We start from the raw sequence: 15703 nt of genomic DNA, 5'->3' as shown, positions 1-15703 counted from the left end.
ATTAATCTCGACGCCAAGTATGGTATTTTTCAAGCAAGTTAAGCACTTTTTCAGGTGCATGAGCGCGTTTCCACTCGCCTGCTGCGTATTTGTTACCTTCAGCCCAAGTAGGGTAGCTGTGTATAGTACCGAGTATTTTATTAAGGCCTAAACCGTGTTTCATTGCTAAAACAAATTCAGCTATTAAGTCGCCAGCGTGCTCAGAGACCACAGTAACACCGAGTATTTTGTCTTTGCCTTTGGGTGTAATTACTTTAATAAAGCCTTTTGTAGCGCTGTCGGTAATTGCACGGTCTAGCTCTTCAAATTCAAAGCGAGTAATTTCGTAGTCTATGCCTTTGTCTTTTGCGTCTTGCTCGTTTAAGCCAACACGTGCAACTTCTGGGTCAATAAACGTAGTCCACGGAATAACACGGTAATCTACTTTAAACTTTTTAAGGTGACCAAATAAGCCATTTACCGCTGCGTACCAACCTTGATGGGCTGCCACATGTGTAAACTGGTACGGGCCTACTATATCGCCTGCTGCAAAAATATTTGGGTATAACGTTTCTAGGTATTCGTTAGTTACAACAGTACGGTTTGTTTCTATGCCTAGCTCTTCAAGACCGTAACCTTTAAGGCGCGCACTTCGGCCAACAGCACATAATAGCTCGTCGTATTCAATCTCGATTTCTTGGTCGTTATGTTTAACAATAATGAATTTTTTACCATCGCGGGCTTCACAGCGCAGTGCCTGATGCGATGTTAAAATATTAACGCCACTTTCGGTTAACGCTTCGTGAGCAAAAGTAGACACTTCAAGGTCTTCTTTGATCATGATGCGCTCGCTCATTTCAATTTGCGTAACGCTTGAACCCAAACGTGCAAAGCTTTGTGCTAATTCGCTACCTATTGGACCACCACCAAGCACTACAAGCTTTTTAGGTGCCTCATCTAGCTCTGCAAATTTATTCCACAATGTATCGCTTGTTACATAGCCTGTTTCTTCAATACCAGGTAGTGGCGGTACAAATGGGCGTGCGCCAGTGGCAATAACAATGGTACGAGCGGTTAACGTTTGCGTGCCGCCATCGTTAAGCTTAATTTCTACAGTCCACGGGTCTATTAATTTACCGTAACCTTTTACTACGTCTACGCCTAGGTCGGTGTAGCGCTCAACACTGTCGTGTGGTGCTACATCTGCAATTACTTTATGTACACGTGCCATTACTTTTTTAAACGAAAATTGCGGTGTCGCATTTTCTAGGCCGTAGTTTTCACCATGGCGAATTTGCTCTGCAATTTTAGCGCTTTTAATAACGGCTTTACTTGGAACACAACCGTAGTTTAAACAGTCGCCGCCCATTTCGCCCGCTTCAATAAGGGTTACTTTTGCTTTAACAGCAGCAGCAATATAACTTGTTACCAAACCACCTGCGCCGGCACCAATAACAATCATGTTACGGTCGAATTTTTTAGGCTTAGTGTAGTTTTTGTATACGCGACGTTTTTTAAACACGTTTAAGATTCCTTTTGCAATGAAAGGGAATATACCCAATAAAGCGAATGATAAAATTAAGTTGAATGATAAAATTCCAGATAAGCTATCTATTTTGGCCAGTTGCGTACCTGCATTAACAAATACAAATGTACCTGCTAGCATACCTAGCTGGCTTACCCAGTAATAAGTCCATGACTTTATTGAGGTAACACCCATTAGTAAGTTGATTAAAAAGAACGGAAACACCGGTACTAAACGAAGAGTAAATAAGTAAAATCCACCTTCTTTTTCAACGCCTGCGTCAATTGCAGCTAAGCGCTCAGGAAAGCGTTGCTTAATAGTGTCACGTAGTAAGTAGCGCGATACTAAAAAGGCAAGTGTTGCGCCAATAGTTGATGCAAAAGATGCAACCAATAAGCCTTCAACTAAACCAAACAATGCACCTGCTGCAAGTGTTAAAATAGCGGCGCCCGGTAAAGAGAGAGCCGTTACCACTACATACAATAAAAAGAACCCACCAATAACGAGTAGCGGTGATTGCTCTTTGTAATCGCTAAACTGATCCATCGACCCTTTTAAGCCATCAAGCGTGAGTAGTTGGTGTAAGTCAAAATGAAAGAACAGGCCGACGGCGGCCGCTGCAATCAATAATAAAAATATTTTTTTAATCATGCTCTCTCTCTTAAAAACTATGTGTAAGCGTTAGCTTGGCGTTTATTGGCAACTCAGGAAAAGCTAAAGTTGCACCAAAGTAACCGCCTTCAAATACTGGGCGCCAGTTTTTTTGATTCGTTATGTTGTTCACATCTAATCGTAACTTGGTACTAGGTGTAAAAGCATAGCTAGTATTTACGTTTAGTGTGTACTGATCACGAATTTTTACCGTCGCCAAAAAGTCTAATGGGTAACTCTTTGTATATAGACCTGAAAAACCCGTTTGCCATTTCGAATTAATTGAATAATTTCCGTTAAAGCTGAACGATTGCTCAGGGATGCCCTGCACACGGGTGTTTGATGGTGCAAAAGCGGTAAAGCTAGGTGCGCCAACACTGGTACCTTCAATAATATCTGGACGTGAGTTGTCAAATGCATCAGCGACTTGTGCTGAATCTTGGCTACTTGCAGAATTATCGTAGCGAGCGTCAATATAGCTGTAGCCAGCACTTAGCCAATAAGGGTAAGCATCATAAAATACTTGGCTTTCAAAACCGGTAGTACGAATACCGGTATTACTCCCATCGCGATTACGTAAGCTGCGTCGTTGGCTAAACACTGCACCGTCGGCGTACCAATCACTGTCGGTTGGTGCGTATTTTAAACCAAATTCAACTAAGGTATTTTCGGTTGAAAAGTTTTGCGCGCTAATCGTGTTGTCGCCACCAAGAGACGTGCCGCCAGCCATACTATTTGATGTGGCTTCGTTATAACTTGCTGCGCCATAAGTGGTGTAATCAGCGTTTAATCGGTAGTTAAAACTCACTTGGCCCGAATGTAGTTTATCGTTAATGCTATCGCTGGCTGCAATTTCACCCTCTGGTGCTATTGGGTCATGTGCGTCTACATCATAAAAATCAATGCGGTAGCCAACACTCGTATGAAACTTATCTGTCCAATCTGAATCTTGCTGAATAGCAAAACCTGTTTGCCATGAACGTGAATCTGTCGTGTCTGATAAGTTAAAGTCGCCGTTGCCGTCGTTATTAATATCGTACTGACCACCTGGAGATACAAATACACCAGGACTAATTTCAATTAAACGCGCTTGTTGTTCTGTTGTTAAAGGAATACGACGATTTGAAATTGGGCCTGTTAAGTCAATAGGTAAGTCGGCTTCGGAGGTAAATTGGCTGTAACCTAATACACGGTTGTAACGTACATCAAATGCAAAAATGGTTTGCTGTTCGCTATTCCAAAGGTAAGTAAGCTCAGTACGGTTTTGCGCTGTATCAGCACCGTCTATAATTTCAACAAAGCTATTTTGCGCAATTTCTTCACGTTGTAAGTGCTGAAAATAGGTAATGTTTTTAATTGATGCGTTGTTAGAAAGCTCACGCTTATAAATACTGTGCAGTAAATACGTGGTGGCTTCGTTTTGATTATCAGGGTCGGTAAGTACAGTACTACGGTCAATTTTAACTTGTCCAGTAGGTGAAATAATTGAACCTGCTGCTGGTACCGTGCTGCCGTTTGCTTGCACGCCTTGGCCGGTAATATAAAGGCCACTATCTATTAGCGCTTGAGTAGGGCGATTAATGCCAGCGTTATCGGTAAATTCAACTTGGTATAACTCAAAGTTAATATCCCAGCTGCTTTTGTCATCGGGTAATACACGTAATGATGCAAATAAGCTGTCGCTTTTTGTGCCCGAAAAGTCGTAGTAACTGCCGTTATCAATATGTTCAGCGCTTACTCTAAAACCTACTTTGTCTTTTACAATGGGTGCACTGTAATCAACTAAAACGCTGTATTGATCCCATCGACCTGCAGATACAGTTGCTTTGCCTTTGCTTTCATCCGTAGATGCTTTTTTAGAATGTAAGTTTACAAAACCACCGTTGCGTTGGCTTGAGCCAAATAATACTGGCGGCGCGCCTTTAACTACATCTATTTGTTCTATAGAGTTGAACGATAACGGCACACCAAAGCCATTATTACCAGCTTGACGACGTGTACCATCTTGAAAAAGCTCACCCAGTTGTCCACGAATAGTAGGTAAACTGGGTGCGCCAAAACCACTAGCTGAATACGTATTTGGGCTTACTGCGAGTACGTCTTGTAGGCTCGTAATATTAAGTTGTTCTATTAATTCGCTTGAAATAGGCGTTACTGAGCGTGCTATATCTTGTAGGGCTAAGTTGTCACCAAAAGGTCCATCAACTGTTGCATCCTTAACCGAAAGCCCTTGAGATTTAATAACTTGGCCTGCCACCTCAATACGCTCTATTGCGCCATCTTTTGTTGTTTTTGATTCTTCGGCTGCAAAAGCATTAAGTGGTGTATTTAGTATTGTGGCTAGGGAAAGTGCTAAATATGCGTGTTTCAAACGTTTTCTCTCTACGGTTAAAATGTTGTTGGCGATAAAGACCGAAGGCTATAAAAATAACTTTCAGTTAATTTGTGTTTCTTTTTTGTTTTTTAGAACATAAGCCTAAGCAAGTATTTTAAAGTAGTACTTAAGTGCTTTAATTTAATCGTTTATGTAAATAACTGCTTTTTAAGATATTTTTAAGCATAGTATACTTTTATAAAGCATGTACGGCACTGTTTAAGTTTTATCAACAAAGACTTAAAGCGGATCGTTAATAAAAATAATTACTATTTTTTGAAATAAAAATTAAGTTATACGGTCTAGGTTACTTCATCGTTTATTAATATTTATTTAAGGAAGTTTTATGACAGGCTCAATCAATTCTGATGTTCAAAGCCGTTTACAATGGTCACTTTTATCTTTGCGTTTAGGCGTGTTTATTGTAATGGTTATGTGGACGTTTGATAAATTCGTAAATCCTGGTCATAGCGCACGTATTTTTGAACATTTTTACGGTATTAGTGGCTCATCTGATATTGTTGCTTATGTAATTGGTGCTCTTCAACTTGTTTTAGTGTTGGCATTTTTAGCGGGTATTAAAAAGCGCGTTACTTACGGTATCATTTTTGTAATGCACGGCTTATCTACGCTTTCTTCGTACAATCAGTATATAGACGGTTTTAACAACTTATTATTCTTTACAGCGTGGCCAATGTGGGCAGCGTGTTTTGCACTTTACTTACTACGTGACCAAGACGTTAAATTTACTGTAAAGTAATCAAAACTAATCGTTATAAGCCGACAGAGCTGTAACTAAAAAGTACACGGGGCTAAGTTATTTACTACTTCGGCCCCGTATATAGCCTTTCGGCAATTCTCCTCGTAACCCAATTTCTTAGTCATCCTTTTAAAATAAATTTTTCATTTTATTTCAGTCTCAATATTGCGTTAGATCAAATTTAATACATTTTTAAGAACAATATCGACTGCTTTAGTTTATGTTAGCTATATGGTTAGTCGGTTTTAAAAATTATTCAACTCAATGTTGTATAGAAGGCTTGCATGAAAAAGGTCAAAATTTCGTCGGCGCATCAGTCATTAAATCGTTCAGCAAATAAACCAACAAACAATCAAAATAGTGATGAATGGAGTAACCTCGATTTAGCACAATTTCAAGAAAAACTAAAAACATCACCCGACGGGTTAAGCCAAATTGACGCAACACAAAGATTGGTACAATACGGGCCTAACGAACTAGTCGAAGAAAAAACAAACTTATTACTCAAATTTTTATCTTACTTTTGGGGGCCAATACCGTGGATGATCGAGGCCGCTATTATTTTATCGGCACTTGCTAAACACTGGGCTGATTTTTTTATTATTTTGGTTTTATTGTTATCTAACGTATTGGTAGGTTTTTGGGAAGAGCACCAAGCGGGCAATGCAATTGCTGCATTAAAAGCAAAATTAGCAAATAAGGCGAGAGTACGCCGCGATACTCAATGGCAAAACTTAAATGCCAGTGACCTTGTGCCAGGCGATGTTATAAGAATGCGTATGGGCGATATAGTGCCTGCTGATGCGCGTTTGTTAGATGGCGATACAGTAGAGGTCGATCAATCATCACTTACGGGTGAGTCGTTACCGGTTATAAAGTCGGCGGGTGAAACTGTTTATTCTGGCTCTATTATCCGCCAAGGTGAAATAGAGGCAATAGTATACGCGACCGGTGCAAATACCTTTTTTGGTAAAACAGCACAGTTAGTACAAGGGGAGCGAACTGCAAGTCATTTTCAGCGAGCAGTGCTTAAAATTGGTAATTATTTAATAATGCTTGCTGCGGCTTTAGTACTGCTTATAGTTATTGTTGCTTTGTTTCGCGATGATCCAATGATCACCACATTACAGTTTGCACTCGTATTAACCGTTGCGGCAATACCAGTCGCCATGCCAACAGTGCTATCAGTTACCATGGCTGTAGGCGCTCGTTTATTGGCTAAAAAGCAAGTGGTTGTAACGCGCTTAGCTGCAATTGAAGAGCTAGCGGGTGTTGATATTTTGTGCTCTGATAAAACAGGCACACTTACGCAAAATTTATTAACGTTAGGCGACCCGTTCTGTGTTGATAATGCACTTAATGGAGTAACCCGCGATGACGTTATATTGAACGCCGCATTAGCATCTCGCTCAGAAAATAACGATCCGATTGACTTAGCAGTATTACAAAGTGTAAAAGCTGAGCATCATCTAGATTCCTACCATATAGAGCATTTTCAACCATTTGATCCTATAAGCAAACGCACTGAAGCGTCAGTTAAAAATGCTGATGGCAAAACGTTTAAAGTGACCAAAGGTGCACCGCAGGTTATTTTAGCTTTGTCGGCTAATATTGAGACAGTTAAAACTCAAGTTGAGGCGTCAATAGATGAATTTGCAGCACGTGGGTTTCGCTCTTTAGCGGTTGCTAAAACAGACGGTCAGGATAAATGGCAATTTATAGGTGTATTGCCGCTTTTTGATCCACCGCGTGAAGAGGCAATACAAACCATTGCCGATGCAAAAGAAATGGGTATGAGCGTTAAAATGGTCACCGGCGACCAAGTGGCGATTGCACGCGAAACTGCCAGTAAACTCGGTTTAGGAACGAATATTTTAGATGCCAGTGGTTTTGGTGCCGTTGAGCATCATAAAACAACGCAGCTAGATGACTCTATCGAGAGCGCGGATGGTTTTGCGCAAGTATTCCCTGAGCATAAATACCATATTATTGATGTGCTACAGCATAGAGGGCACATTGTTGGTATGACCGGAGATGGCGTAAATGATGCGCCAGCACTTAAAAAAGCTGACTGTGGTATTGCTGTATCGGGTGCTACAGATGCAGCGCGTTCAGCGGCATCAATCGTATTAATGACCGATGGCTTGTCGGTTATTATTGATGCAGTTAAAGAGAGCCGAAAAATCTTTCAACGCATGAACAGTTATGCAATTTACCGCGTTGCAGAAACACTTCGCGTATTACTGTTTATGACCATGGCGATATTAATTTTTAACTTTTATCCGTTAACAGCCGTGATGATAGTGATGCTTGCTTTACTTAACGATGCCGCCATTTTGTCTATTGCGTACGATAATGTGCATTATCAAAATAAGCCCGAAACATGGAATATGCGGCTCGTTTTAGGGATCTCTTCAGTACTGGGGATTGTAGGGCCAATAGCTGCCTTTGGTTTGTTTTATTTAGGCGATAAAGTATTTGAATTTGACCGCCCTCATCTTCAAACATTAATGTATTTATTACTTTCTGTAGCAGGGCATTTAACTATATTTTCTGCGCGTACTCGCGGTCCATTTTGGTCAATTAAGCCGTCAAATATATTAATGGCAGCGGTATTTGGTACGCAAATAATAGCAACGTTGATTGCTGTTTACGGCGTGTTTATGACTCCACTAGGATGGGGATGGGCATTTGCTGTATGGGCATATGCCTTGGTGTGGTTTTTTATTAATGATGGCTTAAAACTAATTGCCTATAAAGTTTTTGATCCAACAGAAGCTCCCTTACTAGAGAAGAGTTAGCACATAGGCTTAAAAAATGGTTATAAGCCAAGTGGCTTATAACCAATAAGTACACAGGGAGTGTATATAAGATAGTTCAATTATGTGTGAGTAGAGTTACTCACAAATAAAAAGTATTAGTGCATTGCATCGTTATACTGCTTTGCCAAGCTTTGTTTTTGCCCTTCGGTTAATGCTTTACCCGCTAATTGAAATACTTCATGTTCTTCTTCACTCAGATGATGGTGCACTAAATGATGCAACTTTTTAGCTGCAACTAACCATGCAGACGAGCTCATTTCGGTATCTTCAAGTTGTTCAATTAATTCATCAATTTCGTGATGTTCAGCTACGCTGTGGCGCGCTTTTTCGTGTGTTAAGTCATCAAACATAAGGGGGTTATAAAAGTAACGTTCTTCAAATTTTGCGTGATCTTCTAATTCTGTTTTTAGCTCATCCATTAGCTTGTGGCGCTGCTCTGTGTCGCCGTGTGTTTGAATAAGTGCATCTACCAATTCTCGTTGTTTGTCATGATCGTGACGTAGTGCTTCAAAAATATTCATAACTAATCCTTTTACAATTTATTTGCTTATACCTTTAACAAGCAAACTAAATGCCAAACCTTAAATTATTGTATTTTATCGCTTTTTATTTTAATTTTTTGTTTTTCAGTGTTGGTACTGTAAATTTTACAGTGATGTGAGTGCAATAATTTCAGGTTTTTAAATAGCGAATTTATAGGCACAGGCAAGGCCTCTACAGATGCTTACAAATATTTACTGGCTGCATATTTTATTGTAGTGATAAAGTAGCAGCATTATTTAGGTACAACTTATAACGATTACCCCATACTTATGTGCCTTATAGAGTTTTAATTCAGAGGATAGTTTAAGGATGAACATAAAAAGCCCCGTCGCTGCATTATTACTGTGCGCTTTATTAAGTGCATGTAGTACAGCCCCGCGTTCAGACCCTAACTTTTGCATTGAAGAGGCTGAAATGGTTGATCGAAATGACGCTCAAACAAGCACAGAGGTTTATAATCAATGCATAAGCGCGCAAATAAAAAAAGATGAAAAAAACGACACTTTCTTTGATGCAGTGGGGGCGTTCTTTTTTGAATTTTTTGTAATGGTGGTAGAAAAGTAAATACGGCTAACTTTCAGCTATAGTCTAAAGCAAATAAGTTGCGTAAAAATAGGATTAGTTATGAAGCAATTTTTGATAACAATTTCACTTTTATTATTATTAAACGGCTGTGCAGCGCAACCTTATGCGGGCTCAGCAAAGTGCATGGAACAAGCTGATATTGCATACGAAACCGACACACTTAAAAATGAGCCATTAGATAATGAATGCAAAGCTACAAAAGTAAATACGCCTAATAAAGAGCTTGAGAATCATGGCTTGGTTGATCGAAGCCTTTTACAGCTAATGGTTAGTTTTTTAAATAGCGTATTTTAATAGTAAAAATATAATTAAATAAGGTATGTATGAGGGAAGAACTAAGAGCAAAAATAATTACCGTATGCGATAAAAAAATAGCCAGCAAAGGCGAAAACGTTGGGCTTTCTTTTTATGCATTTTTTGCCAATAAAAACGACAACCCAGAGCTACTCATGGAAGCAGCTACTTGGTGGATACACATTCATAAATTAGATCATTTTGTAAAAGCAAAGACCATCAAACAAATGATCTTAGATAGGCTTTAGCTTAAAAATCTGCGGCTACTTCAAACTCTAATCGTTTAAGCGTAATTGGGTGAGTAAATGCTAAGTATTCTGCATGTAAATGTAATCGTTCGGCTTTTTGCCCGTAATGTGTGTCGCCTATAATTGGCATGTTTAAACCTAAGCTGTGCGCGCAATGCACTCTTAATTGATGAGTTCGCCCTGTTTTAGGGTATAACTGTAATCGGGTAATATTGTTGTTACGCTCTAAAACCTGCCAGGTAGTAAGTGATGGCTTACCATGCTTGTAACACACCATTTGGCGCGGTTTATCATCAAAGTCGAGCACTAAGGGTAAATCAATTACTCCGCTATCCTCAGCTACATTACCATTAACTAATGCGACATAACGTTTATCTATGGTGCGGTCAATAAACTGCTTTTGCAGTGCTTTGTGCACGCGTTTATTAAGTGCGATCATCAATAATCCAGAAGTCGACATATCTAATCTGTGTACAATTAGCGGCCCTGAAGCCTCTGGAAATTGCGTTTTTATGCGCATATATACTGAGTCTTCAATATTTACGCCAGGTACCGATAAAAACTCTGCAGGCTTATTTACCACAAGTAAGTCATCATCTTTATAAATAATACTTAAATCTTTACCTTGGGCTGGGTTGATAAGTAGCGGGTTGTTTTCAACATTTAAGCCTTTTAGCATATGCCCGAGTATTGGCTGACATTTACTGTAACAAGAAGGGTAGTAGTTTTTATGCTGCCTAATTGCTGACTTAGGCGCGGCTCCCCACCAAAACTCTGCCATAGCAATTGGTTTTAAATCGTGCTTATAGGCGTATTGTAATAATTTAGGCGCTGCACAATCGCCAGCACCCGAAGGTGGAGTGTGCTCTGGTAGTGCTGCAAAAATAGCATTTAAATCTGTAGTTTCACCATTTGCATTTAAAAATTGGTACTGCGCAAATAACTTTTTTTGTAAGCTTTTAGAAAGCGTTTTACGGCGTTTTTTCAAATGAGCAATTTCATCAGTAATATTAGTGTGTGTTTGCTGCAGTGACTCGATTATATTTTGCCAATAGGCTTTAAGTGCCAGTAGTTGCTTTTTTTCTACGATGCTTTGTCCTGCAAGCTTATTTTTTAACTGCTCAAAATCACTTTCGCTAAGCTCTAATTCGCCTTCGGTACGTTGTATTTTACGTTGCTGGCGACCGGCTTGCATTACTGCCTGTTGGGCTAATAGTGCTTGTTGGTAGCTTTGTGTTGCATCATCAAGTTTGCTATTAACTTCATGCAGTTGTTCGCTATTTTCTAATTGCTCAATTTGAGCATTAATATCGTTAATTATTTTACTTTGAGCCAAATAGCTATCGTCCTGCAGCTGCATGCTAGAAACTGGCGGTACAAAGTTAATATTGGCTTTATCACCTTCAATTTGCCCCGAGTAAGCACTTAAAAAGCCTAATTGTTGCTTAGTATTTTGCACCACTAAAACCCCAAACATTTTACCGGCATTTTCTGCTTTTAAATGCGTTAACGTTTCAAGTTGTTGCTGTAATTGTTTTGTGGCTGCTACAGCTAATGGTTGCGGCTCGTAATAAAAAGGGAAAGTAAACTTTTCAGGAAGCGCGAGAGAATCAATATTTTGAGAAAATAATGTAAAGCACGAAGCAGAATTTGACATAGAAGTAAGAGAAAAGCATTCAGTAAAATAATTGAGCGCATAATAACATATTCATAGTTAAGCCACTAAAAATCTCGCACCCGCATATTCATAAACACTTTAAAGCGGACATTCATGTGTTATGTATCAGTATGGGTGCGCAGCAAACCTAGGAGTATCGTTTGTTAGTAAAGCCTCAGTAGTAATATATCTATCATTATCAAAATATTTAAGCTTATTGCTTCTCACTAATTAAGCGCATTTCGAAGCGAAAACTTACCGGGTAGATCAGAGGCAAAAATCAATTTACAGAATAGCTGAATATTTAGGAGTTCTTTATTATGAGTCAAAATATTGCAAGTTTTATCACTAAAACCCTTGAACAAGCAGGCGTAAAGCGCATTTGGGGAGTAACTGGCGATTCACTTAACGGCATTAGTGAAAGCCTGCGAAAAATGGGCACAATTGAATGGCTAGGCACTCGCCATGAAGAGGTTGCCGCATTTGCAGCCGGTGGCGAAGCGCATTTATCAGGCGAGCTTGCGGTGTGTGCGGGTTCTTGCGGGCCAGGTAATCTTCATTTAATTAACGGCTTATTTGATTGTCAGCGTAATAATGTACCGGTATTAGCTATTGCCGCACACATTCCTTCATCTGAAATTGGCAGTAGTTATTTTCAAGAAACCCATCCGCAAGAATTATTTAAAGAATGCAGTGTGTATTGTGAAATGGTGTCGAGCCCTGAGCAAATGCCGTACCTGCTAGAAACCGCAATGCGACAAGCAATATTAAAAAAAGGTGTAAGCGTACTTGTATTACCTGGCGACATTGCATTAAAAGATATGCCTAAAGCTATCAAGCCAAAATGGAACGTGCCAAAATCAGCAACGTATACTCCCGCTTTATCTGATATTGAAGCAATGGCGACTCATCTTAATAAAAGTAAAAAAGTAACCTTATTATGTGGTGCTGGTTGTAAGGATGCCCACGACGAAATTGTTGCGCTAGCCAAAAAATTACAAGCACCGATTGTGCACGCCATGCGTGGTAAAGAATTTATTGAATACGATAACCCTTACGATGTTGGAATGACCGGATTTATTGGTTTTGCGTCGGGCTATCATGCAATGCAAGAAGCCGATACGTTACTTATGATTGGTACGAGTTTTCCTTATCGTGCGTTTTATCCCGAAAATACCACCATATTGCAAATTGATAATCAGGCAGCGTCACTCGGGCGACACGTTCAAATTGATTGTGGCGTATTAGGCGATACAAAAAATTCAGTGACCACACTGCTTGATTATATTAAAGGTGAACGCACAAGTTCGCATTTACAAAAGAGTGTTAAAAATTACAAAGAGTCGAGACAAGATCTCGATGAACTTGCCAGTGGAAAAACGACGCAAAATTTAATTCACCCGCAATATCTAACGCGTTTACTAAACGATAAAGCAGCCCAAGATGCTGTGTTTACTTGTGATGTAGGTACCCCAACAGTGTGGGCTGCGCGTTATTTATCAATGAACGGTAAGCGCCGTTTAATAGGCTCGTTTAACCACGGCTCTATGGCAAATGCGATGTCGCAGGCAATGGGCGTTCAATCTGTAGATAGAGACCGCCAAGTAATTGCAATGTGTGGTGATGGCGGATTTTCGATGTTAATGGGTGATTTAATCTCGCTTAAACAGCTTAATTTACCTATAAAAATAGTTGTTTATAATAATCGCTCACTTAGTTTTGTGGCGATGGAAATGAAAGCCAGTGGGTTTTTATCAAGCGATACTGATTTAGAAAACCCAAGCTTTGCTAAAATTGCAGAAGCCTGTGGCTTAAAAGGGATTCATGTGGACGACCCTGAAAAATTACCATCGGCAATGGACGAAATGATGGACCATTCAGGGCCTGTTGTTTTAGAAGTCGATACTGCAAAGCAAGAGCTTTCAATGCCGCCGCAAATCAAATTAGAGCAAGCAAAAGGCTTTAGTGTTTACATGATGAAAGCGTTAATAAACGGCAAAGGAAACGAAATTATAGAGCTTGCCAAAACTAACTGGTCACGCTAATTAAGTAATTTTCCTATTGAGCTGGTTAGCCCTTTAGGAAAATATGAATTAATAATATTAAGACTCCATTTGGAGTCTTATTACTTATTTTATGAACGTAAAAATAGGGCTTACAGGTAAGATTTTAAGTATTAAAGTAGATCATTAGATTGGCTATAAGAATGGTAAACTAATAGGGCATTACAGTTTAGCTGTTGAGTCAATTAAGTGTTTGTAAAAGTAGGTATAGAGCGTTGATTAAAATTGAAGACTTTTCTTTAGCATGGCGCTGGATTAGCGCATCCCATGGTGATTTTTCTAAAGATACATTAAACAAACTTATTCCGTTGAGTGAAGAGCAAGCAAGGGCATTAATTGCCACCACTCCCATTAACTTTCCGGTTGGCGCAAAAAGATTCGACTCCACAGAAGGAAATGAATTAACCCGCCAATGGTTAATAAGCTTAGTGAATGATTCGCAAACAGTAACAATTTGTTGGGATCAAGAAACAGCATTAACCCTTCCTTGGCTAACTTTTTGTGATCACTGGGATGATTTTTGCTATCCATCAAGTAATGATATAAATCTGTATTTAACCTGAACTCTGGTTAAGAGATTTACTAAAGTATTGAATCATAGTGATATTTAAATTTATTTTCTCTAGCCAGAGATTTTTAGTGAAAACAAGGCGAATTTACGCGTCAATAGCTGGTCTATTGCAAGTAAATTCAACGCAGTTAGCGCTGAAAATAGCTGCTTGAGATAGATTTATTATCCAGAAGTTCAGGTTATTTAGAAAGCGGCGAACTATTTTTACGCTGGAATCATTATGAGGTTTTTGAGTTTGACTCAAGTGCAATGTAATACTTAAAATTAAGTACTCGCTTTACTCAATCGAAGTAAAGCGAGTTATCAATATGATTTACAAGCTCTTTTTAGGCGGTAAGGCTACGTTTGCAAATATTAGCCCTGCTACAAGCGACATAAATATTAAAAACGTTTGTTGGCCTATGTGCTCTGCGTATACAAAGTCTTGGCCTTCAATAAGTGAGTTTAAGCCAATATACGTTTTGCTACCTGGTACTAATACTATTAAGCCTTGCATAGCCACAATAGAGGCGGGCGCATTAGCCACACGGTTAAACAAGTTACTAAATATACCTACCGATAAAGCACCCACAAACGTACCTAATGTGTAATCAAGGTACATAGCTGAGCCAATGCTGGTGCCATACGCTATAAAGCCTGATGCAATAGACCAAACTGCGTGTTTAAGTTTGGTTCTAAATATAACGATTAGGCTGCTACAAAGTAAAAATATAGCCAGCCATGCGGTCCACTTTGGTAATGGTTCAGGTTGTACAAAATCGGCTTGCCCAAAGAGTGCAAAGCCAATACCTATGCCAATAAAACCGCCAAAATACAGTTTAAATAGCAGCATAAACGAGTCCATTACTCGCGCAGTACCAGAGACTAAATGCCGCGCTGCCAGCTCTGCTAAACCAAGTGCAAGTGCTAAACCGGGTATAAATACAATAATGGCGGAAAGTACCACCAAACGTATGTTTATTTCGGGCGTTATATACACGCTTACGGCGCAGGCAAGTACCGCCGATATTATGGCCACTAGTGGCTCAAGCATATGAGCTACACGCCTTGAGCGCCCCGACCAAAGCACAAACACATAAACCACTAAAGTAAGAAGCGATGACCAAATAACATCAGTCCAGCTAGTACCCATTAACATTGCAAACGCACCACCAGAGGTTGCAAACGCAACGCCCGTAATAAGTTTATTGTATGGGTTTGGCATAACAAAAATAGCGTCGAGTTGTGCATCGACTTCTTGCAAGCTTAGCTTGTCGTCAAGCATTTGATTTACTAAATCGTCGGTGTCGGCAAGTGAGCCTAAATCGTGATCGCCAGGGTCTACGCGTGCAACGTGGGTGTACTCGTCTTCGTGTCCATCGGTCCAAATAACAAACGTTACAGAGGTTGGCGACATAACAAACGACGATTTAAGTCCTAAGTACGTAGCTACTTCCATTAAGTGCGCTTCGAGGCGGTAAGCAGGCGTACCATATTTATGAAGCATCTTACCCAATTTAACGATAAATTTGCGTTTTTCTGTAAAGGTTGCAGTTTTCAAATCTTTTTGGACCAAATATTGCGATAACTAAGCTAAAAATATAGACAATACAGCTAAAACTGCCCACGTTTGATGGGCGCGATTTTAAACA

General features: G+C 39.6%; 12 protein-coding genes. 7 read left to right on the top strand and 5 right to left on the bottom strand.

All coding sequences use genetic code 11. The features are described 5' to 3' along the window. Position 1: 1 nt before the first annotated feature. Entirely contained in the window at positions 2–2155 is a 2154-nt protein-coding gene (locus tag I6F49_RS05275) for an FAD-dependent oxidoreductase (protein ID WP_197178911.1), read from the bottom strand. 10 nt (positions 2156–2165) lie between these two features. Beyond that, on the bottom strand, positions 2166–4526 hold the full coding sequence (locus I6F49_RS05270) for a TonB-dependent receptor (RefSeq protein ID WP_197178909.1): 2361 nt from the start codon (positions 4524–4526) through the stop codon (positions 2166–2168). Between the two features lie 349 nt (positions 4527–4875). Here I6F49_RS05270 and I6F49_RS05265 point away from each other — a divergent pair, with 349 nt between their 5' ends. Together I6F49_RS05265 and I6F49_RS05260 are read left to right on the top strand one after the other, a co-directional pair. Further along, a complete protein-coding gene (locus I6F49_RS05265; RefSeq protein ID WP_197178907.1) occupies positions 4876–5289 on the top strand; it encodes a hypothetical protein in 414 nt (137 codons plus the stop codon). Positions 5290–5573: 284 nt separating this feature from the next. Further along, positions 5574–8090 (top strand): plasma-membrane proton-efflux P-type ATPase, encoded by a 2517-nt coding sequence (locus tag I6F49_RS05260; RefSeq protein ID WP_197178905.1) that lies wholly within the window; start codon positions 5574–5576, stop codon positions 8088–8090. Between the two features lie 116 nt (positions 8091–8206). Here the strand turns inward: I6F49_RS05260 and I6F49_RS05255 are convergent, their stop codons facing one another. Further along, complete coding sequence (locus I6F49_RS05255) at positions 8207–8632, bottom strand: hemerythrin domain-containing protein (RefSeq protein WP_197178903.1); 426 nt, start codon at positions 8630–8632, stop codon at positions 8207–8209. Between the two features lie 331 nt (positions 8633–8963). Here I6F49_RS05255 and I6F49_RS05250 point away from each other — a divergent pair, with 331 nt between their 5' ends. Genes I6F49_RS05250 through I6F49_RS05240 form a run of 3 tightly spaced genes read left to right on the top strand, consistent with a single transcriptional unit; the run spans position 8964 to position 9781 of the window. After that, positions 8964–9218 (top strand): hypothetical protein, encoded by a 255-nt coding sequence (locus tag I6F49_RS05250; RefSeq protein ID WP_197178901.1) that lies wholly within the window; start codon positions 8964–8966, stop codon positions 9216–9218. A gap of 60 nt (positions 9219–9278) precedes the next feature. Then, positions 9279–9533, top strand: a complete 255-nt coding sequence (locus I6F49_RS05245; RefSeq protein ID WP_197178899.1) for a hypothetical protein — start codon at positions 9279–9281, stop codon at positions 9531–9533. 29 nt (positions 9534–9562) lie between these two features. Beyond that, positions 9563–9781, top strand: a complete 219-nt coding sequence (locus I6F49_RS05240; RefSeq protein ID WP_166420362.1) for a DUF6500 family protein — start codon at positions 9563–9565, stop codon at positions 9779–9781. A gap of 1 nt (position 9782) precedes the next feature. Here the strand turns inward: I6F49_RS05240 and I6F49_RS05235 are convergent, their stop codons facing one another. After that, on the bottom strand, positions 9783–11438 hold the full coding sequence (locus I6F49_RS05235) for an RluA family pseudouridine synthase (RefSeq protein ID WP_197178897.1): 1656 nt from the start codon (positions 11436–11438) through the stop codon (positions 9783–9785). A gap of 320 nt (positions 11439–11758) precedes the next feature. Between I6F49_RS05235 and poxB the strand changes: the two genes are divergently transcribed. Further along, on the top strand, positions 11759–13483 hold the full coding sequence (gene poxB, locus I6F49_RS05230) for a ubiquinone-dependent pyruvate dehydrogenase (RefSeq protein WP_197178895.1): 1725 nt from the start codon (positions 11759–11761) through the stop codon (positions 13481–13483). Positions 13484–13716: 233 nt separating this feature from the next. Next, entirely contained in the window at positions 13717–14064 is a 348-nt protein-coding gene (locus I6F49_RS05225) for a hypothetical protein (RefSeq protein WP_166420360.1), read from the top strand. Between the two features lie 321 nt (positions 14065–14385). On the opposite strand, the gene I6F49_RS05220 is transcribed toward I6F49_RS05225, so the two are convergent. Beyond that, positions 14386–15612, bottom strand: a complete 1227-nt coding sequence (locus I6F49_RS05220) for a threonine/serine ThrE exporter family protein (RefSeq protein WP_197178893.1) — start codon at positions 15610–15612, stop codon at positions 14386–14388. Positions 15613–15703: the final 91 nt, after the last annotated feature.

The organism is Pseudoalteromonas sp. SWN166 (assembly GCF_015864485.1).
Classification (GTDB): domain Bacteria; phylum Pseudomonadota; class Gammaproteobacteria; order Enterobacterales; family Alteromonadaceae; genus Pseudoalteromonas.
This window is presented reverse-complemented; position numbering and strand designations above follow the sequence as displayed.

Coding starts and splice junctions, on each gene's coding strand:
- I6F49_RS05255 (WP_197178903.1), bottom strand. CDS start 8,632: ATGAATATTTTTGAAGCACTACGTCACGATCATGACAAACAACGAGAA.
- I6F49_RS05240 (WP_166420362.1), top strand. CDS start 9,563: ATGAGGGAAGAACTAAGAGCAAAAATAATTACCGTATGCGATAAAAAA.
- I6F49_RS05245 (WP_197178899.1), top strand. CDS start 9,279: ATGAAGCAATTTTTGATAACAATTTCACTTTTATTATTATTAAACGGC.
- I6F49_RS05260 (WP_197178905.1), top strand. CDS start 5,574: ATGAAAAAGGTCAAAATTTCGTCGGCGCATCAGTCATTAAATCGTTCA.
- poxB (WP_197178895.1), top strand. CDS start 11,759: ATGAGTCAAAATATTGCAAGTTTTATCACTAAAACCCTTGAACAAGCA.
- I6F49_RS05250 (WP_197178901.1), top strand. CDS start 8,964: ATGAACATAAAAAGCCCCGTCGCTGCATTATTACTGTGCGCTTTATTA.
- I6F49_RS05265 (WP_197178907.1), top strand. CDS start 4,876: ATGACAGGCTCAATCAATTCTGATGTTCAAAGCCGTTTACAATGGTCA.
- I6F49_RS05235 (WP_197178897.1), bottom strand. CDS start 11,438: ATGTCAAATTCTGCTTCGTGCTTTACATTATTTTCTCAAAATATTGAT.
- I6F49_RS05275 (WP_197178911.1), bottom strand. CDS start 2,155: ATGATTAAAAAAATATTTTTATTATTGATTGCAGCGGCCGCCGTCGGC.